This window comes from Mycobacteroides sp. H003, from assembly GCF_001440135.1.
GTDB lineage: Bacteria > Actinomycetota > Actinomycetes > Mycobacteriales > Mycobacteriaceae > Mycobacterium > Mycobacterium gwanakae.
In genome coordinates this window covers 123,741-144,860 of the sequence record NZ_LJYL01000034.1, presented here as the reverse complement: position 1 = coordinate 144,860, position 21,120 = coordinate 123,741, and the positions used below count along the sequence as shown (strand labels likewise).

General features: G+C 63.1%; 21 protein-coding genes and 2 pseudogenes. 14 read left to right on the top strand and 9 right to left on the bottom strand.

Translation table 11 applies throughout. The features are described 5' to 3' along the window. Positions 1–2: 2 nt before the first annotated feature. Positions 3–878 carry a MaoC/PaaZ C-terminal domain-containing protein gene (locus AOT87_RS20805; RefSeq protein ID WP_057969878.1) on the bottom strand — a complete coding sequence of 292 codons (876 nt, stop codon included), beginning with the start codon at positions 876–878 and terminating at the stop codon, positions 3–5. A gap of 201 nt (positions 879–1,079) precedes the next feature. On the opposite strand from AOT87_RS20805, the gene AOT87_RS20800 reads away from it, so the two are divergent. Then, positions 1,080–2,108 (top strand): AraC family transcriptional regulator, encoded by a 1,029-nt coding sequence (locus AOT87_RS20800; protein ID WP_057969879.1) that lies wholly within the window; start codon positions 1,080–1,082, stop codon positions 2,106–2,108. Positions 2,109–2,112: 4 nt separating this feature from the next. Here AOT87_RS20800 and AOT87_RS20795 read toward each other — a convergent pair whose 3' ends face one another. Beyond that, a complete protein-coding gene (locus tag AOT87_RS20795) occupies positions 2,113–2,943 on the bottom strand; it encodes an SDR family oxidoreductase (RefSeq protein WP_057969880.1) in 831 nt (276 codons plus the stop codon). Between the two features lie 466 nt (positions 2,944–3,409). Between AOT87_RS20795 and AOT87_RS29430 the strand changes: the two are divergent. Then, positions 3,410–3,599: pseudogene (locus tag AOT87_RS29430) on the top strand (FAD-dependent oxidoreductase); the annotation flags it as partial. Between the two features lie 533 nt (positions 3,600–4,132). Next, positions 4,133–4,486: a PAS domain-containing protein gene (locus AOT87_RS28045; protein WP_131727326.1), complete on the top strand. Its 354-nt coding sequence runs from the start codon at positions 4,133–4,135 to the stop codon at positions 4,484–4,486. Positions 4,487–4,563: 77 nt separating this feature from the next. Here the strand turns inward: AOT87_RS28045 and AOT87_RS20790 are convergent, their stop codons facing one another. Then, positions 4,564–5,562: an LLM class flavin-dependent oxidoreductase gene (locus tag AOT87_RS20790; protein ID WP_057966851.1), complete on the bottom strand. Its 999-nt coding sequence runs from the start codon at positions 5,560–5,562 to the stop codon at positions 4,564–4,566. Positions 5,563–5,633: 71 nt separating this feature from the next. Here AOT87_RS20790 and AOT87_RS20785 point away from each other — a divergent pair, with 71 nt between their 5' ends. The 5 genes from AOT87_RS20785 to AOT87_RS20765 are packed head-to-tail and all read left to right on the top strand — an operon-like array spanning position 5,634 to position 10,042. Next, complete coding sequence (locus AOT87_RS20785) at positions 5,634–5,888, top strand: hypothetical protein (protein WP_057966904.1); 255 nt, start codon at positions 5,634–5,636, stop codon at positions 5,886–5,888. Then, positions 5,885–6,883, top strand: coding sequence for a phosphotransferase family protein (locus AOT87_RS20780; protein ID WP_057966852.1), 999 nt, complete (start codon positions 5,885–5,887; stop codon positions 6,881–6,883). The genes AOT87_RS20785 and AOT87_RS20780 overlap by 4 nt, the downstream gene beginning before the upstream one ends. Then, positions 6,883–8,145, top strand: coding sequence for an acyl-CoA dehydrogenase family protein (locus AOT87_RS20775; RefSeq protein ID WP_057966853.1), 1,263 nt, complete (start codon positions 6,883–6,885; stop codon positions 8,143–8,145). Before AOT87_RS20780 ends, AOT87_RS20775 begins: the two co-directional genes overlap by 1 nt. Then, on the top strand, positions 8,145–8,657 hold the full coding sequence (locus AOT87_RS20770; protein WP_057966854.1) for a gluconokinase: 513 nt from the start codon (positions 8,145–8,147) through the stop codon (positions 8,655–8,657). Before AOT87_RS20775 ends, AOT87_RS20770 begins: the two co-directional genes overlap by 1 nt. After that, positions 8,654–10,042 carry a gluconate:H+ symporter gene (locus AOT87_RS20765; RefSeq protein ID WP_057966855.1) on the top strand — a complete coding sequence of 463 codons (1,389 nt, stop codon included), beginning with the start codon at positions 8,654–8,656 and terminating at the stop codon, positions 10,040–10,042. The genes AOT87_RS20770 and AOT87_RS20765 overlap by 4 nt, the downstream gene beginning before the upstream one ends. Positions 10,043–10,047: 5 nt before the next feature. Here the strand turns inward: AOT87_RS20765 and AOT87_RS20760 are convergent, their stop codons facing one another. Both AOT87_RS20760 and AOT87_RS20755 read right to left on the bottom strand, forming a co-directional pair. Beyond that, positions 10,048–10,800 carry a class I SAM-dependent methyltransferase gene (locus AOT87_RS20760; protein ID WP_057966856.1) on the bottom strand — a complete coding sequence of 251 codons (753 nt, stop codon included), beginning with the start codon at positions 10,798–10,800 and terminating at the stop codon, positions 10,048–10,050. After that, positions 10,797–11,507: a dienelactone hydrolase family protein gene (locus AOT87_RS20755; RefSeq protein WP_057966857.1), complete on the bottom strand. Its 711-nt coding sequence runs from the start codon at positions 11,505–11,507 to the stop codon at positions 10,797–10,799. Before AOT87_RS20755 ends, AOT87_RS20760 begins: the two co-directional genes overlap by 4 nt. A 74-nt stretch (positions 11,508–11,581) precedes the next feature. Here AOT87_RS20755 and AOT87_RS20750 point away from each other — a divergent pair, with 74 nt between their 5' ends. Further along, the gene (locus AOT87_RS20750) at positions 11,582–12,241 is read left to right on the top strand and encodes a TetR/AcrR family transcriptional regulator (RefSeq protein ID WP_057966858.1); all 660 of its coding nucleotides are present in this window, start codon (positions 11,582–11,584) and stop codon (positions 12,239–12,241) included. A gap of 2 nt (positions 12,242–12,243) precedes the next feature. Here AOT87_RS20750 and AOT87_RS20745 read toward each other — a convergent pair whose 3' ends face one another. The 3 genes from AOT87_RS20745 to AOT87_RS20735 are packed head-to-tail and all read right to left on the bottom strand — an operon-like array spanning position 12,244 to position 15,869. Then, positions 12,244–13,941 (bottom strand): nucleoside triphosphate pyrophosphatase, encoded by a 1,698-nt coding sequence (locus tag AOT87_RS20745; RefSeq protein ID WP_057966859.1) that lies wholly within the window; start codon positions 13,939–13,941, stop codon positions 12,244–12,246. A gap of 18 nt (positions 13,942–13,959) precedes the next feature. Continuing rightward, positions 13,960–14,262 (bottom strand): acyl-CoA carboxylase epsilon subunit, encoded by a 303-nt coding sequence (locus AOT87_RS20740; RefSeq protein WP_030096876.1) that lies wholly within the window; start codon positions 14,260–14,262, stop codon positions 13,960–13,962. Next, a complete protein-coding gene (locus AOT87_RS20735) occupies positions 14,259–15,869 on the bottom strand; it encodes an acyl-CoA carboxylase subunit beta (protein ID WP_057966860.1) in 1,611 nt (536 codons plus the stop codon). The genes AOT87_RS20740 and AOT87_RS20735 overlap by 4 nt, the downstream gene beginning before the upstream one ends. 107 nt (positions 15,870–15,976) lie before the next feature. On the opposite strand from AOT87_RS20735, the pseudogene AOT87_RS20730 reads away from it, so the two are divergent. From AOT87_RS20730 to AOT87_RS20710, 5 genes and pseudogenes are all read left to right on the top strand, one after another. After that, positions 15,977–16,201 (top strand): annotated as a pseudogene (locus AOT87_RS20730) (PucR family transcriptional regulator); the annotation flags it as partial. A 1-nt stretch (position 16,202) separates the two neighbouring features. Further along, on the top strand, positions 16,203–17,870 hold the full coding sequence (locus AOT87_RS20725; protein ID WP_057966861.1) for an AMP-binding protein: 1,668 nt from the start codon (positions 16,203–16,205) through the stop codon (positions 17,868–17,870). A gap of 41 nt (positions 17,871–17,911) precedes the next feature. Continuing rightward, positions 17,912–19,051, top strand: a complete 1,140-nt coding sequence (locus AOT87_RS20720; protein WP_057966862.1) for a Rieske 2Fe-2S domain-containing protein — start codon at positions 17,912–17,914, stop codon at positions 19,049–19,051. An 18-nt stretch (positions 19,052–19,069) separates the two neighbouring features. Further along, positions 19,070–19,864 carry a biotin--[acetyl-CoA-carboxylase] ligase gene (locus AOT87_RS20715; protein WP_030096881.1) on the top strand — a complete coding sequence of 265 codons (795 nt, stop codon included), beginning with the start codon at positions 19,070–19,072 and terminating at the stop codon, positions 19,862–19,864. An 11-nt stretch (positions 19,865–19,875) separates the two neighbouring features. After that, entirely contained in the window at positions 19,876–20,433 is a 558-nt protein-coding gene (locus AOT87_RS20710; protein ID WP_057964444.1) for a PH domain-containing protein, read from the top strand. On the opposite strand, the gene AOT87_RS20705 is transcribed toward AOT87_RS20710, so the two are convergent. Then, the gene (locus AOT87_RS20705; RefSeq protein WP_030096884.1) at positions 20,349–21,086 is read right to left on the bottom strand and encodes a GtrA family protein; all 738 of its coding nucleotides are present in this window, start codon (positions 21,084–21,086) and stop codon (positions 20,349–20,351) included. The two genes, AOT87_RS20710 and AOT87_RS20705, sit on opposite strands and share 85 nt — an antisense overlap. Between the last annotated feature and the right edge of the window lie 34 nt (positions 21,087–21,120).

Genomic DNA, 21,120 nt, shown 5'->3' with positions numbered 1-21,120 from the left:
GGCTACGAGGAAAATTCGGCGATACCGTCGGTAATCACGAACTTTCCCGGTTTCTCATTTCCTGCTGTCTCGAAGCTCAGCACATGCCGCTCTTTCGACTGGGTCTGCCACGCACGGGTGGTGATAATCTCCCCGGGAATGGCAGGCTTGGAGAGTCGCACTGCGAGGCGCTTCAAGGTTGACGAATCGCCCGGAGAAACGGCGCCTATCAGCGCGTGGGATACAAAGGCAATCGTGCACAGCCCGTGGATGATAATTCCGTTCAGGCCCATTTGCTTTGCGAACGCGTCATCCAAATGGATGGGCATGGGATCACCCGCAGGCTCCGCGTAGCGATAGGTCTGGTCCTCATCGAACTGTTGGACAAATTCATAGTGAGCGTCCCGCGTGCGCAACGACTCGTCAAAGGTATGGTCGGGGCTTACCGTGCCCACCGATCCGTCAAACTCTCCTCCCCGGAAGAAGCCGATGAAATACTGCTCGTTCACCAGGTCGTCGTGAGTGGTGCTTCGGGTTTCCATGAGTGTCGTGACCACGACCCCAGAAGATTTTCCCTCGATCCCAATCGGTTTGGCGCGCACACTGAGCGTCTCCCCGGGCCTTATCGGGCGGTGGAGTCGGAAATCATGCTCGCCATGCAAGATTCGGAACACTAAAGGGTCTGGAACCATCGATATGGTGGCTTCAGCCATCAAGTTCATCGCTGGCACGACAGCGAACACCGGTGGCGCGACAACCCCCCGTAGATGGCTTTCGATGGGGTCATTAGTCGCCTTTGCGTACGCGACAGTTCGGTCCGCCGTAACCTCGAAGCGTTGCTCCTCACCCCAAACATCAAGGCGCTCTAGGTTATAGCCCTCTCTGCTGGCGACGGTCATCTCTTCTCCTCTGGATGTCACTCGATTGGTTGCCTACGTTATAAGTGGAGTCGTGAGGGCACAGTGACATAACAGCTCGAGCTGCTTGACACAATGTGCAGCTGGCCGATCAAATGGGGACGTTGGGACTTCATCCGCGTGACCCGGTTCAGCAGTGTCCCCGCCGTGCTCCTGCATCCGCGACAGATATCTTGAGGTGATATGCCCGACGAGCTCAGATACATCGAGCCCACGATCCCGATCCATCGCCTGGAGGCCATGTTGGCTCTGGCGGTCCGGAAGGGCTGGGAGGTTGACGATCTGCTGCGCAAAGCCGGAGTGTCGCCGGCATTGCTGGTCGATGGCCGTTCGCGGATTACACGCAGTCAGCTCATCATCGTGGTCCAAGAGCTATGGGCGCACACGGACGACGAGATGTTCGGCCTAGGGCCTGCACCGATGCCACGCGGCACATTTCGACTTCTGGGATGCGCGATGTTCTACGCGGCGGCAGATGTTAGGGCCGCCGCCACCCGCTTTATGGAGATGCATCACGTACTGCCCAGCATTCCGTCTGCGTCGCTTGAATACCGTGGCACTGATATCGCACTCATTCTCGACATCAGTGCAGTACGGCAGCCCATTCCGTTGTTGGTGGACGCATTGCTCGCCGGTTCGCACCGGCTCCTGGAATGGTCGGTGGGGCGGCGTATAGACCTGACGTGCGTTGAGGTTCCACATGAAAGAGTGGCCGGTCTCGATGACTATGATCAGATCTTCGGCGCGCCAGTGAAATTCGGCGCGCGGGCACCTGCATTGGTGATTGATCAATCGATACTGTCGGCGTCGATCATGCGCAATGAATCCGATTTCGACGAATTCATACGACGGGCACCCTCGGATTTGCTGTTTAGGCCGCGTCGCGACGGCCTTTCGATGACTGAACGTGTTCGTCGGCTCACCGAACAAGGGATCGGCGGGCAGTGGCCCACAATGGTCGATATGTCACACCGACTCGGACTCAGCGCCCCGGCGGTCAGACGAAAGCTTCATGAGGAGCAGACTTCGGTACGACGCATTCGTGACGAGGTTCTGCGCGATGCGGCCGTGGCGAGCCTCGCCTGCGGTGACGAGACCATCGCGGAGCTCTCTAAACGTTTGGGGTTTTCGGAAGCCAGTGCTTTCACCCGTGCCTTCCGAAGGTGGACGGGCAGCGCACCGCGGTCATACTGTCCCGATAACGCCTTGTAACCAACTAGTCCGAACTAGTGATTCGAGACTCATAGTCTGCGCGCGTCTGACTGTCGTAAGCGTCAAGCATATGGTGATTGACGCCCACCAACTTCATGGCAGGTGCTATCACAGAGCGCGGCATCACCGCTAATACCTTGGTGATTGGAGTCAGGCGCTTGGGGACAAAGACCGGAAACCGCCTACGGCCGACTGCGCGCACTGTTGCCGACGCAATGTCTTCAGGCTGGACAGTTTTCAGGAGCCAGTGATCTGCCACGCCCGAAATTAGCTCAGTGTTGACTAAGCCCGGCATGACACACACGACCCCGATGTCATCGGGCTGAAGCTCCAGGTTCAACGACTCGGACAGCCCCACAACCGCATACTTTGTGGCGCAGTAGGTGGCCAATCCCGGAGATCCGAACTTGCCCGCCGCCGAAGCGATATTGACGAGCGTCCCACCGCTCGCCATCACCCGAAGGGCGAGCTGACAGCCCCACATCACCCCCCGGACATTGATGTCGAGCTGCCGCTGTATCGACTCCAAGGACTCAGCACCGAACGGGGAAATCGGCATTATCCCAGCGTTATTGACCATAACGTCGAGCCGTCCATGGGTATGCATCGTCGTCGCGATGAAGGATTCGAAGCTCTCGTAATTCGTAACATCCAAAGGCAGCCCAACAGTGTTGCCGCCAAGCTGCTCAGCCGTTTGTTCGCAGAGCTTCTTATCCAGGTCACCTATCACCACGTGCGCGCCGTGCTTAACGAACTCGGCCGCAATGGCCCGACCGATGCCTCGTGCACCGCCGGTTATCGCGACGATTTTTCCACGGAGGTCAGTTTTGGCCATGACGAAGTCTCCAGTCCGGGTCGATGCACAGAGCGGTGGCTCATGCGAAATCACTAAGTGGGTGCGATGCTACGGATTACTTTGCACAAGAAGATATGACAGAAACGCGCAATGCCTTGACCTTACTGATTGACAAGAATGTCGCTGTGAGCCTGAGCCAGTTTTCAAGGCGAGACCATGGCCTAGCTTGAGAGCGATCTCTAGGCGGAACCGATCGTTGTCGACTGGTTGCCCCAGCATGGCCACCCGCCAACGCAGTGTCAAGATAGTATTTGCATTGGGCTGCAACATAATTGACTGACCATGGCAGCGGCGGCGTCAACAAGCCGCTACCGCCTAACAAGACACCCGTCGATCACAGCCCAGTCACAGAAACGTCACCAACCCCCCGCTCTCGCACGCAGTGCGCGATGCTGGCCGGTGTTATGGACGTCGGCGGAGCCAGGACCGTTGATCCTAGTGGAGAGGAGACATCAACACCGGATTGGAGGATGTCCGTCAGCTGGTATTCGGCCCTCGAATGACGCTGTCGCTGTCCAGCATCGGAGCCACGGACATGTATAGCTGTTCAGCCGCCACTCGGCCCGGCTACTCACGGTATGTGTAGACCAAACGCTGCGGCGGCGGCGCTCGACCGCCTGTGTAGGAAGCGATGACCTGTCGCAATCGTTAAAGCCGCGGGATGTGTGCACTCGCCGAATCGGCTTTATGCCTGGACAGCGTACGCTTGGAGATTTGCTGGCTGGGCTTTACCTGATCGAGGAACCATGAAATTAGAACGGACCGATATCTGTATCGCAGCTCGGGGTGTTCGGTGAACGAAGAACATAGATGTGATTGTTCCGGGCGGGCTACAGATTTTCCGATATTGACCGGTATGCCGTCAGGTGCCTGCTGGGGCTGCTTTGGTTACGTTGAACCGTATCTAGCCGAAGCCGACTACTGGGTTTCGATGCCCGTTCATCTGGTGGTGTAAGCCGATGCCGGATGGGGAGTTGAAATCGGACCGTACGTCTTCGACCGCAAGGACATTCACCGACTACGGTCTGCGGTCGATGCTTATCAGCACGCATCAGAGGGGCAAGTGGCCCATGTGGATAGTGATATTCGGCGTGCGATTTCCGACCGTTACGGGACACGATCGACAACGATCACGCCTGAGCCTCAACGCGCAACCGGGGTCAACTGTGTGAAGATCCTGCGCCCTGACGGTGCGCTGATGCACATCAATGCAGCGGGACGTGCCGCTTTAGGTATTTCCCCGCTGGACACCCAACTTGGCATGCCGTGGTTGGAGATCCTGCCGTCCGTGGTGCGCGACAGCGGACGGTACGCGCTCAATAGCGCGGCGAGCGGGATCGCAGCGCGGTTTCTTGGACTAAGTGTCGAACCGGACGGAACAACCCGACAATGGGCGAACGAACTGGCACCGGTTAGAGGAATCGATAGCCATATCACCGAAATCCTTTGTATCTCAATGGATATAACACTGATTCCTCATGGCGCCAACTTCGACAACCCTCCTGCTGCGGAGTCTCGTTGATCTGGTACACGTGGTCGGCCTCGGTCTATCGAGAACGTACCTCACAGCCTTGCCCGATCAGTCGCCGACACCTGCGTTCAGTCGCGTGGAGCCAGCCCGCTGACCTCGGCCACGATCTCCAGTGACCGCAGCTGCAGCTTCCGGTCGGGCGCATTGGGCACCACGATGAGCTCATCGGCCTCGGCCAGCTGCGCAAAGTCGTCCAAGTATGCGCTCACCTGATCTGGAGTGCCGACCGCGAAGTACTTTGTCATCGCCTTGATCTGTTGCCCGGCAGGGGATTCCAGTGCGGAAAGGGCCTCGTCATCGGTGAGGCGCGGACCTCCGCCGCGATGCAGGAAAAGCTTGGCACGTTCGATCAGCGCCGACCGGTACTGCTCCCGGGCGGTGTCTTCGTCGTCGGCGGCGATGACGTTGACCCCGGCGATCACGTACGGCTCCGGCAGCTGCTCGGAGGGCTGGAACTCCCGCCGATACAGCGCCACCGCATCCCGCAGCGCGGGAGGCGCGAAGTGGGAGGCGAAACCGTAGGGCAGGCCCAGCACCGCCGCCAGCTGTGCGCCGAACAACGACGACCCAAGGATGTAGAGCGGTACGTGTGTCCCGTGCCCCGGTGTCGCGGTGACCCCCGGGACCCGGCTCTGTTCGCTCAGATATGCCTGCAGCTCGATCACATCCTGCGGAAAGTGCTCGGCATCGGCGGGGGAGTGCCGCAACGCGCGCAGCGTCACCTGATCCGTCCCCGGGGCGCGGCCGAGACCGAGATCGATGCGTCCAGGGTGCAGGGTTTCGAGGGTGCCGAACTGCTCGGCGATCTGCAGCGGGGAATGGTTGGGCAACATGATGCCGCCCGCGCCCAGTCTGATGGTCGACGTCTGGGTGGCCACATGTCCGATCAGGACACTGGTCGCCGACGAGGCAATGGACCGCATGTTGTGGTGTTCGGCGTACCAGACGCGGTGAAATCCCAGCGCTTCGGCGTGCCGCGCGATCTCGACGCTGGCGGCGAAGCTCTCGGCCACGGTCTCGTGCGGCGCCACCCGCGCCAGATCCAGAATCGACAAAGGTCTCGCCATGAATTGGAGCAACCCGCGGCGTTTCTTCGCTATTCCCCCGTGGGACGCACCATAGACGGTACAAACGTATGGTGCCCTTCCTTCCGACCGCAGCGGAACTGGCGGGTGCTCTCGCCGAACTGCTCGACGACCTCCAATCCGAGCTGCCCCCATCCTCGGTGCATCGCGCCCGTGTTGGGGCCAACATCGCCAGGATTCTGCAGCGAGAACTAACCACGCCCGCGCAGCCGCCTGCCGATGACCCGTCATGGGAGGACCTGGCCGAGGCGGTGCGTAGTGAACTCGCGGTTGTCAAGCCCGGGTACGACGCCTGGGAGGGCGAATGATCGACCTGGCCGACGGGCTCACCCGTTACCTGCACGACGAGTTCGGCAAAAAGTTTCAGGTTTCTGGCGTGGTTGGCGTTTCCGCGGGCGCCCGACGGCGAAATGTGCTGGTGGATGCCACTTTCGGGGGTGAGACCCTCAAGCTGGTCGCGACCATTGTGCCCGCAGTCGTGCAGCAGGTGCCGGTGGGTAGTGAGGCCGGGGTGCGTGAGCTGGCACGCAGCCACGGTGTTCCGGTGCCGCGGGTTCGTGGCGTGTGTTCCGAGGCCTCATATGTGGGTGCGCCCTTCATGATCTCCGAACGCATCGCGGGCGAGACGGTTCCCCGTAAGGTGCTGCGGCTGGTGCAGTCCACCGGGATTGAGGATCTGGTGGCCGAGCAGCTTGGTGCGGCGATGGGTCGGCTGCATGGGATAGATCCGGCGATGGCGCCGCCGGATCTGCCCGGTGACCCGGAGGCCGAGCCGGCGGTCGTCCTGCTGGAACAGATGCGTGAGGGGGTGGCGGCGCTGCTTCCGGATCGGCCGGTGTTCCAGCGCACGCTGTCCTGGCTGACCGAGCGCATGCCCGGTCCACCCGCTCGGCGATGCCTGGTGCACACCGACATTCGCAATGGCAACGTCATCGTCGGCGAGGACGGCTTGCGTGCGGTTCTCGACTGGGAGGGCACGACTCGGTTTGGAGATCCCATGCGCGATGTCGGCTGGACCGCGCTGCGGATGTGGAGGTTTGGTGTCGACGAGCGCGAGTTCGGTGGCTTCGCGGGCCGTGAGGTGTTTGTGCGTGCGTACGAGGACGCGGGCGGAACATTTGACGCCGACAGGTTCCAGTGGTGGAAGGTGCTGGGGACGCTGTGGTGGGGTGTTGGCCTTGCCGCGCAAGCGAAGTCGTATCTGGACGGTAGCGTGCGGGACATTGTGATGGCCGCAAGCGGTCGCCGGATACCCGAGATCGAGTGGGACCTGTTGATGTTGACGAAGCCGGAAGGTCGCTGATGAACTTCGAACTGCCGCCCGAGCTTGTCGACTATCTGGCCGAGCTCGACGAGTTCATCGACCGCGAGATCGTGCCGCTCGAGCAATCCGATGACAACATCCGATTCTTCGATCACCGGCGCGAAGATTCCCGTACTGACTGGGATCGTGGTGGCCTGCCCAATGGTGAGTGGGAGGAACTACTCGGGGAGGCACGTCGGCGTGCCGATGCGGCCGGTCACCTTCGGTACCCGTTTCCGGCGGAGTTCGGCGGACGTGACGGGTCCAACCTCGGCATGGCGGTCATCCGTGAGCACCTGGCGCGGCGCGGTCTCGGACTGCACTGCGACCTGCAGAACGAGCACGCCATCGTCGGTAATAACGTGGGGCTGCTTCTCATGCTGGAATACGGCACCGCGGAGCAGAAGGCCCAGTGGGTCGAGGGGCTCGCCAGCGGCACGAAGTTTTTCGCTTTCGGTATCACCGAGCCCGAACACGGCTCCGATGCCACCCATATGGAAACCCGGGCCACAAAGGATGGGTCGGACTGGATCATCAATGGTGAAAAGACCTGGAACACCGGTGTGCATATCGCCGACGCGGACCTGATTTTCGCCCGCACCTCGGGCGATCCGGGTGACGGGCGCGGTATCACCGCGTTCCTGGTGTCCGCGGATGCACCCGGGTTCAAGGTCGAGGAATACCTGTGGACCTTCAACATGCCGACCGACCACGCCCATATCTCGCTGACCGACGTGCGGGTCCCCGATTCGGCGGTCTTCGGTGGGGAGGGCCGCGGGCTGGGTGTGGTGCAGCACTTCTTCAACGAGAATCGGATTCGTCAGGCAGCGTCCAGCCTTGGGGCGGCGCAGTTCTGCATCGACCGGTCTGTTGAATATGCCAAGGAGCGCAAGCCTTTTGGGAAGCCGCTGGCATCGAATCAGGCCATCCAATTTCCACTTGTCGAGCTGCAGACCCAGTGCGAGATGCTGCGCGCGCTGATTCACAAGACGGCGTGGTCGATGGACACCTACGGACCGTTCTCGGTCTCTGAACAGGTCTCGATGTGCAATTACGTCGCAAACCGGTTGTGTTGCGAGGCCGCAGACCGGGCCATGCAGGTTCATGGCGGCTTGGGGTACTCGCGGCACATGCCGTTCGAGCACATCTATCGCCATCACCGCCGGTACCGGATCACCGAGGGCGCCGAGGAGATTCAGATGCGCCGGGTGGCCGGGTATATGTTCGGCTTCATGAATCAAAAGGCGCCCAAGGGGGTCTAGTGGGCGAAACGTCGGTACCCGTTGTGGTGGTCATGGGTGTGGCAGGGGTTGGCAAATCAACCGTGGCGCAGGCCCTGGCGAAGCTCCTGGGTGCACCCTGTGCTGAGGGTGATGATTTCCATCCGGACGCGAACATTGCCAAGATGTCGGCCGGAATCCCGCTGGATGACACCGATAGATGGCCATGGCTGCAGCGGATCGCCGAATGGATGGCCGAGCGCGGACGGGAGGGGACGGGCGGGGTGGTCACCTGTTCGGCACTTAAACGCCGCTACCGTGACGTTCTCCGCGTGGGATACCCGGATGCGTTCTTTGTGCACCTGTCCGGAGACAGGGCGCTCATCGGCGACCGGATGTCGCATCGCTCAGGACATTTCATGCCGACATCGTTGTTGGATTCGCAGTTCGAGATTCTCGAACCGCTGGAACCCGACGAGCGGGGTGCGGTGCTGGATGTCGGTATCGGGCCGGATGAACTGGTAGCGGAGGCTTTGAGGCAGATCGGCGCATGAACGCCGACCTGATTCTGCTGGCCGAGCCGGCCAAGATCCCGCACACCACCAGTGACGTTCGGCTACTTGTTGCCGTGGTGCTGAGCATCGGCGTGATCATCGCGCTCATCACCAGGGTCAAGATGCATCCGTTCCTGGCGCTGCTGCTCGGATCGGGAACCCTGGCCGCCGTCGCCAGTGTGCCGTTCGACAAGCTCCTTGGGTCCTTTGTGACCGGATTCGGCTCGACCATCGCCGGTGTCGGGCTGCTCATCGGGTTGGGGGCGATGCTGGGCCGCCTGCTGGCTGACTCCGGTGGCGCCAACATCGTCGCCGATGCCGTGCTCGCGCGGTCGGGTCCACGCCTGCTGCCCTGGGCGGTGGCGCTGATCGCGGCCGTGCTCGGGCTGCCCTTGTTCTTCGAAGTGGGTGTGGTGCTGCTGATTCCGATCGTGCTCTTGGTGGCACGCCGGGGAAATGTGCCACTGCTGCGGGTGGGAATTCCCGCGCTGGCGGGCCTATCGGTATTGCACGGACTGGTTCCGCCGCACCCAGGTCCATTGGTGGCGGTGGACGCGCTGAAGGCGGACTTGGGTGTCACCCTGGCGTTTGGTCTGCTGGCCGCGGTGCCCACCCTGATAGTGGCGGGGCCCCTCTATGCGCGGGTGGCAGAGCGCTGGGTGGGGCCACTGGAGATCCCTACCGCGACCGCACCCGAAGCCGATCGAAAGGGGTCGGCTCCGAGCGTTGTCGCGGTGTTGGCGACGATCTTGCTTCCGGTGGCCCTGATGTTGGCGAAGGCGCTCTCCGATGTGGTGATCGACAATCCGAAATCGTTGGTGCAGAGGATTTTCGACACCGCCGGTACGCCGCTGGTAGCGCTACTGGTGGCGACACTGGTGGCAATGGTGACGCTGGGCACGGCATCTGGCCTGGACCGCGCGGGTGTCTCGGGAATCATCGAGAAGTCGCTCGGGCCCATCGCGGGCATCGTCTTCATCGTCGGTGCCGGAGGCGGATTCAAGCAGACCCTTATTGATGTGGGGGTCGGAGATGCCGTGAGCACCTGGTCGGAGAAATGGCATATCCCCGCGCTGGTGCTGGGCTGGCTCATCGCGGTGCTCATCCGATTGGCCACGGGTTCAGCCACGGTGGCGACCATCACCGCCGCCGGTATCGTCTCCCCGCTTGCCGCGGACATGTCTACCGCGCACGTCGCGCTGTTGGTGCTCGCGATTGGTGCCGGGTCGCTCTTCTTCTCCCACGTCAACGACGCCGGATTCTGGTTGGTGAAGGAGTATTTCGGGATGACGGTCGGCCAGACCCTCAAGTCATGGTCGGTGATGGAAACGGTGATTTCGGTCGTCGGATTTGCGATGGTCCTGCTGCTGAGCGCCGTTGTATGACTCGTCTAACTCTTTGTCGCACTCACGAACTGTGAGAGTCCCCGCACCTCTTGCTCAATGTCGTGAAATCCCGAGTTCCACAGCACCGAGGTGATGTCATCGCGGTCGAAGCCGTGTAAACCGTTGCGTGCCGCCATTTTCACGGAGAGCGACCGAACGAGCCTGGGGCCGCGGGTGCAGCTGGTCATCACCGCGATCCGGCCGCCCGGCCTGAGCACCCGGAGCATCTCATCGAGAACCTTGAAGGGCTCGGGTACCAGATACAGCGCGGCGAAACAGCACACCGCATCAAAGCTTCCGTCGTCGAACGGCAGGGTGCGGGCATCCGCACGCAGGTATCCAACCCCGTTCGCGATGTTGGTCCGGACCGCGCGCCGCAGCATGGGCTCGGAGAAATCGAGCCCGACTGCCAGACCGTCGGCGGATAACTGGCCGCCCAGGTATTTGGTGAAGTTTCCTGGCCCGCAGGCGACATCGAGCAGTGTATGGGCCGCGTCGAGTCGCAGGGCCCGTGCCGCACGGCGCCGTTCTGCCGACGGCGTGATGCCGGTGTAGAGCACGGTCTGGCCCCAGCGCCACGGCCCTTGATAGACCGCGGCCACCAGGGGATTGTTCATGGCGCGCTGGGCGACGCGCTGAGGCTGATCAGAGGGCGGCGGAAGCAGATCCAGGTAGCCGGCCGACGAATGCGCACCCGCGTCGAGTGCGTCGGACCAGACGAGCTCGCCGAGGCGATCCAATGCGGTCGGGGTTGTCATTGGGCCTCCTGCAGCCTGTCGTCGTCGTGAAGGTGCTGAGCGAAAAAGGCGTAGACCCGTTCCCAGGCGTCGGCCTCCGCCTCGGGGGAGTACCCGAATCCGGCGATCCGCATCAGTGGTTGCATCGGCAGCTGGTTGGCGAAACTGTGCCCCGCGTCGTACTTCTTGATGTCGTGTTCGATGCCGTGGGCGTCCAGTGCCTTGCGCAACCGGGGCTCGCCCCGAATCACGAAGGGGTCCTGAGTGGCCAGGCTCGCGACGACGGGGCACGCTCCCTCGAAATGGTCGCCGTAGGGGCCGGGCATTGCACCGTAGAAAGGTGCGGCCGCATCAAACCCCTTGGTGGAAGTGATAAGTACGAATCCACCGCCCATGCAGAAACCGGCGACACCGACCCCGCCCGTGGTGTAGGGCAGCGACAACAGGTGATCGCGCGCGGCCAGGATCTCGTCGATGGCACGACCCCGGCGGGTGATGAGATTGGTCATGACTCGGCTGATGCACCGGATTCGTCCACGGGAGTACAGGTCGGGCGCCAGGGCCACATAGCCGTTGGCCGCCACGTTCTTGGTGATGCGACGCAAGTCGGGAGTGGACCCGTTGATGTCGTGCAGCACCACGATCGAGGGCCACGGCCCGTCGCCCGCAGGCTTCTCCAAGATGCCTGTGACTTCACCACTTTTTGTGGGGAAACTGATGTCCGCCATAGCGCTCCTGTGATCGATCACAAATATTGTTTACAGTGATGTTAAGCTAATTGGAAAGGTAGGCTCCAGCGCTGATGGCTGTCAATACCCCATCGGGCCGGTCCCGGGGGCGCCCCGCGCGCACGCCCGAGCAGCACGAGCAGATGCGCGCACGCATCCTTGCCGCTGCCGGTGCCGTGTACGCCAAGCACGGGCAGCGCGGCACCACCGTGGCGCGCATCGTCAAGAAGGCCCACCTGTCCCGGCCGACGTTCTATGTGTTCTTCGACGGAACCGACGATGTCATCACCGCATTGGTCAACCACACCCAGTCGCAGCTCAACGGAAGGCTCTACGCGGTGATCGCGGAGCCGGCCGATCCGATCACCCAAATCGTCGCGGCGGTGGACGTTTACCTCGATACCACCGAGGAGATGGGCGATGCGGCGCGGGTGTTCCACATCGAGGCCCACGATCCTGCTTCCTCCGCACATCGATTGCGCCAGGAGAACGAGGAGGTGATGGTCGAGATGCTTCGTGGCCGGATCATCGAATCCGGTCGCCCTGCACCATCTTCAGAGGCCTTCCGAATGCTGTTCGGAACCCTGCAGGCGGGCAGTTACCGCTACTTGTCGACGCCCGGCAGCGATCGCCGGGAGGCGCGCGCCGCGATGCTGCGGGCGGCGGTGGCGCTCGTGGGCACGCCGGAGGACTGGCGTCAGGCCGCCGAGCGTCCCGACCTGTTCGGGCAGTAGGGCTAGATGCTCAGGTACTGGGGCGACAACACGATGGAGTACAGGATTGTTCGGTAGGCCCGAGTGGGATCGGTAACCCATTGGCTCACCAGGAAGTACAGCGTCTGAGTGCCATCCGCGTTCATGGTGATGCTGACGACCTGGGGCCCATACGGCTGCAGCAGCTTGTGTGGATCACGGGAGATGAACGGATCATCCGGTCGTGGATCGGACGGATCGTTGCGGATCAGCACCGTCATGGGCTCGCTGACCAACTCCTGAGGAGTGCGGAACAGCTTGAGTCCGATGTGCGCGTCGCCGGAACCGTTGGAATCGAGCAGGCCGAAACCACCTGCGGGTAGGGCGAATAACTGATTCTCGCGGTCTCCGCCACCACGGATCTGGCCAATCTTCTCCCACGCCGACGAGTCCAGGAAAGCCGGATCGTCGATCGGAGGTGTGAGCCACGCACACCGCGGCGCCCAGGGCCCGGTTCCGATGTTTCCCGCCACCAGCATTCGGCGACCAGGCGCCGAAACCCCACTCGGCTGCGAGATCCCGGCCATGACACCGATCGGCTGGTAGGACGGTTTGCCCGGCTCGCTCACGTCGTAGACGGTGGTGTCCGCCGAGACGAAGGTGCTGCATCCCGGCGACGGAATGCACGAGGCGAACAACAGCGAACGCTGCGCCAGCTCCGCAGATCCGGTGGGCAGCAGCCGGGCACCGTCCTGTGCATCCGATGGCAGCGCAAGCGGTTTGGAACGTCCCCCGAGTGCCACCGAGGGGCTGGCAGGGTCGACGGGAATGAGCTGAATGCCGTCACCGGTGTTCAGGTAGTCGCCCGTCCACAGGCAGGCGCCGCGGTTGGTGTGCACACCGAGGTCGAAGGAATCGTCTCGACAGGCGGTCTGAAAGCTGGCGTTGACCGATGGCATGTGCGGAATCGGGTTGCCCTGGGCATCCTTGAATTCCTGCTGTTGAGTCGGCCCGAGCATGACGAGTGAGTCCAGCAACGGCACCATGCGGGGCGGCAGTGGGGCCGGGGTAGGAGTATCCGGATGGAATGGCTTTGGCGGCAGATGCTTTTCGTGGCGGATCCACAGTGAGGAGGCGGGCACCCCGAGCCTATTCAGCAGTTGGCCCAGCAGCGGCACGCTGACGCCGATCACATTCGAGGGATCGCCGTCGATGCCTTCGACGAGCCAGCTGCCCAGGCCGTCGAGCGTGAAGGCGCCCGCCACCTGCAGGGGCTCGCCGGTAGCCAGATAGGCCTCGAGATCTGCTGCCGATGGGTTTCCGAAACGCACTGTGGTCGAGCGTGTTTCACTGACACGTGCGACAGGCTTGCCCTCGACGACCCGCACCAGGCAGTGCCCGGTCAGCAGCTGAGCGGACCGCCCGGCCATCAGCCCCCAGCGGCGGCGCGCTTCCTCCACGGTGCCCGGCTTGCCCTGCAACATGCCGTCGAGCAGGAGCATCGAATCGCAGCCCAGCACTACCGCGTCGGCGGCCACCTCGCCGGCCAGGGTCGTTGCGACGTCAAAGGCCTTGGCGCAGGCCAGCACTTCCACGGCTCGCTCCGGGGCGGTACCCGAGGGTTGGGTGGCCATGACGAGATGCTCGTCGACATGCGAGACGATGACGACCGGGTTCAGGCCGGCCTGCTCCAGGATCCGTTCGCGCGCGGGAGAGGCCGAGGCCAGGACAAATGCGCTCACGGGGCCGGTGACGGCCGTCTAGAACGTGCCCTGCGGGCGCGCCAGCTTCGCGCGCTCGAACAGGGTGACTCGCTGCCAGCTGTGCGGGCTGTAGCGCAGCATGTCGATCGGCTCGGCCCAGAGGTTCCGGGGCTTGCGGCTCTCGGTCTCCGCCTTCGAGGCCAGCGCGCTGAGCGCCGCGACCAGGGCCGCGATCTCCTCATCTGTCGGGTTGCCGCTGAGCACCTGCACGTCGGCGGCTTTCACCTTCCCGGAATCGCTTTCAGCGGTTACGGTTTCGCTGGTCTCGTCGGTCACGGACGCACCTTCTTCATTCGTCACAGCGGAATGTTTCCGTGCTTCTTCGGTGGGAGCCGCACGATCTTGCGATCGAGCAAGCGCAGCGAGGTGGCGATGTAGCCGCGAGTGTGCGATGGCGGGATGACCGCGTCGACGTATCCGCGCTCGGCAGCCATGTACGGGTTCACCAGGGTGTCCTCGTACTCGGCCTGCAACTGCAGGCGCAGGGCGTCCACATCGTCACCGTTCTTGGACGCCTCGGCCAGCTGCGAGCGGTACACGAATCCGACCGCACCGGAGGCACCCATGACCGCGATCTGTGCGGTGGGCCAGGCGACGTTGACGTCAGCGCCCATGTCCTTGGAGCCCATGACGCAGTACGCGCCACCGTAGGCCTTCCGGGTGATCACGGTGATCTTCGGAACGGTGGCCTCGCCGTACGCGTACAGCAGCTTGGCGCCACGCCGGATGATGCCGTTGAACTCCTGCTCGGTGCCGGGCAGGAAGCCGGGCACATCCACCAGAGTGATGATCGGGACACCGAAGCAGTCGCAGGTGCGGATGAACCGCGCGGCCTTCTCCGAGGCATTGATGTCCAAGCAGCCCGCGAACTGGGTGGGCTGGTTGGCGACGATGCCGACGCTGCGGCCGTCGACACGGCCGAAGCCGACGATGATGTTCTGGGCGTATCCGGCCTGCACCTCGAGGAACTCGTCGTCGTCGAGGATGCGGGTGATGACCTCGTGCATGTCGTACGGCTGGTTCGGGGAGTCCGGAATCAGCGTGTCGAGCTCGATGTCCTCGTCGGTGAGGTGATCTTCGACGGCGCCGTCGGTCGGCTCCGGTCCCGGATAACGCGGCGGCTCGGAGGCGTTGTTGGACGGCAGGTAGCTCAGGATGTCGCGGACGTAGTCGAAGGCGTCCTGCTCGCCGGAGGCGACATAGTGCGTGGTGCCGGACTTGGCCTCGTGGGTGTGTGCGCCACCCAGCTCCTCCATGGTGACGTCCTCACCGGTGACGGTCTTGATGACGTCGGGACCGGTGATGAACATCTGGCTGGTCTGGTCGACCATGACGATGAAGTCCGTCAGCGCGGGCGAGTAGACGTGACCACCGGCGGCCGGGCCCATGATGAGCGAGATCTGCGGGATGACGCCCGAGGCGATGACGTTGTTGTGGAAGATCTGGCTGTACAGGCCGAGGGAGACCACGCCCTCTTGGATGCGGGCGCCGGCACCCTCGTTGATGCCGATGAGCGGGCGGCCGGTCTTGAGGGCCAGCTGCTGCACCTTGACGATCTTCTCGCCGTACACCTCGCCGAGGCTGCCGCCGAACACCGAGACGTCCTGGCTGAAGATGCACACGTCACGGCCGTCGATGGTGCCGAAACCGGTCACCACGCCGTCGCCGAGCGGGCGCTTCTCGCCCAGTCCGAAGTTTGAACTGCGGTGCTTGGCCAACGCGTCCAACTCCACGAACGAGCCCTCGTCCAGTAGCGCGTAGATGCGCTCACGGGCGGTCAGCTTGCCCTTGGCGTGGATCTTGTCGACGGCGGCCTCGCCGACCGGATGCAGTGTCTCCTCGCTGCGCCGACGCAGATCGGCGAGCTTGCCCGCGGTGGTGTGGATATCGGGCTCGGTGGTCGTCATGGGTCCCGATGTTATCGCGCTGCACCCGGGAGAACGCGCATGGGCCTTAGAGAGTTCTCAGAAATTTTCTCGAATGGATGTTCACCGATAGCGGTACATAGAAGGAGATGGACAAACAGCCCGCACTGGATGCCGACCTGGTGTTCACGATCGTGTCCCGTTTCGACCAGCTCGAGGGGGCCGACGCGGAGGTCGCGGTGCGTTCGGCGGCGGAACTGGCCGAGTGTCCGGTGGGTGTCCGCTGGTCCGAGGACGCCGAGCCCACGGTATGGCTGGAACGCGAGGGGCTGGCCCGATCCACCGACGAGCTCCTGTTGCACCGGCTGCGGCACCATGACTCGTGAGTCCACTCCTCGGACCGATATCGCTGCCATGCTCCTGGACCGTGTCGGCGACAGACATCTAGGGCTCCGTACCCGCGACCGCGACTGGACATGGGACGAGGTGATCGGTGAGTCCGCCGCACGAGGCGAACTCGCGCGGAAGCTGCGGGCCGAGGGGCCCTTCCACATCGGGATCCTGCTGGAGAACGTTCCCGACTTCATCTTCTGGCTGGGCGGTGCCGCACTGGCCGGCGCCACCATCGTGGGTATCAATCCCACCCGAGGGCCTGTCGAGATGGCCGCCGAGATTCGTCATACCGACTGTCAGCTGATTGTCACCGACACCCGCAATCTCGATCGGTTGCGGGATCTCGAGCTGGGTCTGACGGTGGACCGGTTTCTGGTGATCGACACGCCCGAATACCTGGCGCAGATCGACGAGAATCGCACTGCGGCATCGGTTTCCCATGGAGTAGGTGCGCAATCGCTGCTCCTGCTGCTGTTCACGTCCGGAACCACGGGTGCTTCCAAGGCAGTGAAATGCAGTCAGGGTCGCCTGGCGCAGATCGCGCACCTGGCCACCGACAAATTCGGGCATCACCGCGGCGATGTCGACTACTGCTGCATGCCGCTGTTCCACGGGAATGCGTTGATGGCGCTGTGGGCCCCGGCGCTGGCCAATGGCGCTACGGTCTGTTTGATTCCCACCTTTTCGGCGTCACGCTTTCTGTCCGACATCCGGTACTTCGGCGCGACGTTCTTCACCTACGTCGGTAAGGCACTCGGATATCTGTTGGCCACCGCCGAGCAACCCGACGACGCCGAGAACCAGCTGGTGCGCGGATTCGGCACCGAGGCCTCGCCGGAGGATCAGGCCGAGTTCCGGCGACGATTCGGTGCGGAGCTGTTCGAAGGTTATGGATCCAGCGAGGGTGGGGGAGCCGTCGTGCTCGATCCCAACGCGCCGCCCGGCGCGCTGGGGCGCCCGGTGCATGAGGGCGTGGTGATCGTCGACCCGGAGACGCTACGAGATTGTGTTGCAGCAGTTTTCGATGAGCATGGACGTGTGCTCAATGCCGATGACGCGGTCGGTGAGATTGTCGACAAACAGGGGCGGCGCGGGTTCGAGGGCTACTACAAGAACGACGACGCGGATGCCGACCGCATCCGTAACGGGTGGTACTGGACCGGTGACCTCGGCTATCTCGATGCAGCCGGGTTCATCTACTTCGCGGGTCGTCGCGGTGACTGGATCCGGGTAGACGGTGAGAACACGTCGGCGCTGACCATCGAGCGGGTGCTGCGGCGCCACCCGGCGGTGATCGTGGCAGGTGCCTATGCGGTACCCGATCCGCGTTCCGGTGATCAGGTGATGGCATCCATCGAGGTGGCTAATCCGGAGGCGTTCGATGTGGAAGGGTTCACCGAGTATCTCGCGAGGCAGGAAGGCCTGGGTAGCAAGGGTATTCCACGTTTCCTGCGGGTGTCGGCGAACCTGCCGGTGACGGGCTCCAACAAGGTGCTCAAGCGCGACCTGCAAGCGCAGCGCTGGCATACCGATGAATCCGTGTTCCGTTGGGAGGGAAGGGGCGCGCCGGTGTATCGGCGGATGAGTGCGGATGACAAAACCGCACTCGATGCTCAATTCACGGCATATGGGCGACAACGGCTGCTGTAGAGCGCAGTATTGACGACAAGTCAGCGAAAGGACAGCCCCCGATGACTGACGAAATGATTCGCGAAATCGACAGCGGCACAGTGATGACCCGGTTTGCTCGGGGGTGGCATTGCCTGGGACTGGCCGAGTCGTTCCATGACGGTGAGCCGCACGGTATCGAGGCGTTCGGCACGAAGTTGGTGGTGTTCGCCGACTCGCGCGGCGAGATCAAGGTGCTGGACGGATACTGCCGTCACATGGGCGGCGATTTGTCGCAGGGCACCATCAAGGGCGACAACATCGCGTGCCCATTCCATGACTGGCGTTGGGGCGGCGACGGTAAGTGCGCGCTGGTTCCGTACGCCAAGCGCACCCCGAAACTCGCGCGCACTCGCAGCTGGCCCACTCTTGAGGTGAACGGTCAGCTGCTGGTGTGGCATGACCCGGAGGGGTCTGCTCCACCGCCCGAGCTCAGCCCGCCGACGATCGACGGCTATGCGGAAGGTAAATGGTCATCATGGCAATGGAACTCGATCCATATCGAGGGATCACATTGCCGCGAGATCGTCGACAACAACGTGGATATGGCGCACTTCTTCTATATCCATCACGCCTATCCGACGTACTTCAAGAACGTCATCGAGGGGCAGACCGCCAGCCAGTTCATGGAGTCCAAACCGCGGCCCGACTTTGTTCCTAACCCCGAAAAGCTTTGGGAAGGAACGGGTGTGCGCTCGGAGGCCACATATTTCGGCCCGGCATACATGATCGACTGGATTCACAACGACCTCGGTCCCGGATTCACCGTCGAAGTGGCGCTTGTCAACTGCCACTATCCGGTGACGCACGATTCTTTCGTGCTGCAGTGGGGTGTGGCCATCCAGGAGATGCCCGATCTGCCACCGGATAACGCGCGTAAGCTCGCCGCCGCGATGGCCAGATCATTCGGCGACGGATTCCTGGAGGATGTCGAGATCTGGAAGAACAAGACGCGCATAGACAATCCGTTACTCACTCAGGAGGACGGTGCCGTCTATCAACACCGGCGCTGGTACGAGCAATTCTACGTGGATCTGGCAGATGTCACGCCGGACATGACAGAACGCTTCGAGATCGAGGTGGACACCACGCATGCCCACGGGGTGTGGGTGCACGAGGTCGAAGAAAATCTTGCCGAGCGGGCCGCCACGGCGTCGCGCTGAGAGTCCTAGGCTGAGCGTGTGACCTCGGACAGACTCACCCTTACCGACAGCCCCGGTGGACAGTGGCGCCGCATCGACATCGTCGAGGAAACCGGATCCACCAACGCCGATCTGGTGGCACGCGCCGCGGCGGGGGAGGACATCGACGGTGTTGTGCTGCTGGCCGAACACCAGACCGCCGGCCGGGGCCGTCACGGCCGCAACTGGGGCGCGCCCGCGCGCACGCAGCTGTCGATGTCGGTGGGCATAGGAGTCGGTGAGGTGCCACCGGACCGGTGGGGATTGGTGCCGCTGCTGGCCGGAGTGGCGATCGTCGATGCGGTCGCTGAGGTGTCGGGCATTCAGGCCGGGCTCAAGTGGCCCAACGATGTGCTGGTGGAGGGTCGCAAGCTGTGCGGGATCCTGGCTGAGGTCGCGACACCGCAGCCGGCCATTGTGCTCGGTCTCGGACTCAACGCCACCTTCACCCAACACGAGCTGCCGGACCCCAATGCGACGTCCCTGGCGATCCTGGGCTGGGCCAATCCGGACCGCAACGAGCTGGCGCGCGCGGTGCTGCGTGAACTCGCGGGCCGCATCGCGCATTGGCGTTCCGCGAGGGGAGTCGATGAGCAGCTGTTGGAGGATTACCGCGCCCGCAGCGTCACCCTGGGAGCGCGGGTGCGGGCCGAGCTGCCGGGCCAGCGTGAACTGATCGGCGTAGCCGTCGGGCTCGGTAACGATGGACAGCTCCGTATCGAGGCCGCAGACGGCACCGTCACCGCGGTGACGGCGGGCGACATTACGCATCTGCGCCCGCTCGGCGACCAGTAAAGTCGCTGCACGTGGGGTATCCGGAGAACGTACTCGCCGACGACGAGCAGGTGGTGTTGCACCGCCATCCACATTGGAAGCGACTGATCGGCCCGGCCCTGGTGCTGATTCTGTCCACCGGCGTGGCGGCCTTCGTCGCCGCAATGGTCGATAACACCGACTGGCAGCCCACCGCGAAGAACGTGGTGATGATCGCGATCGGTGTTGTCTGGCTGGTGCTGGTCGGCTGGCTGAGTGTGTGGCCATTCTTGAACTGGCTGACCACGCATTTCGTGATCACCGACCGGCGCGTGATGTTCCGTCAGGGACTGTTGAGCCGTTCGGGAATCGATATCCCGTTGGCGCGCGTCAACAGCGTCGAGTTCCGGCACGGCTTGGTGGACAGGATTCTGCGCACCGGCACCCTGATCATCGAGTCGGCATCACAAGATCCGTTGGAGTTTCACGAGATACCGCGAGTGGAGTACGTCCACTCGCTGCTGTATCACGAGGTCTTTGACACCCTCGGTTCAGAGGAGGGCGACAGCCGCTCCACCGGGCGTGGCCGGGAACGGCCACCCGCCACGTGATGCGCTGAGCCGTACAAGCCACGGCCGACCTCGGTGCCGTGATGCACGGTGGTGCTGTTGGGCAGCCCCGTGGGCGGGTGCAGCGGGGTGACGTTTTCCGAGTCTGCGCCTGATCCGTCGTCGTCCACCTCGGCCGCGACGAAAGCCACCGGAGTCTCGCCGTGGCGCCCGAACTCGTCGGGAAACACCCAACGGCGGAAGGCCCAGAACCGGAACGCCATCTGCAGCAAGTTGCCGATGAGGTATGCGCTGATGAAATCGGCGATGTTCTCGACCGTCAGGCTGACGTTCGGCACGCGCAGCTCAAAGATGTAACTCGACACCCACAGCGGAAGCATGGCGATCAGCACGCCAATGCCGCTGACCGCGAAGAACAGCAGCGCCTCGTGGTGCCGTTCCCGGCCGCCGCGGTCCCGGAAACTCCATTCCCTGTTGAGGATGTAGGAGGCGATGACGGCGATGATGCCGGAGATGATCTTCGCGGTGAGTGGTTTGGGCTCCAGGATCGTCAGCTTGAGCGCGTAGAAGATGCCGGAGTCGATGATGAACGTGGTGGCTCCGACGATGCCGAACTTGATCAGCTCGTGGTGCCGCTCGGCGACAGGCCGGATGAACCGGGGCAGCCGGGCGATGGTGGCATCGGCGAAAGACACAAATGGCGAGTGTACGGAAGATGGCATGGCAGTG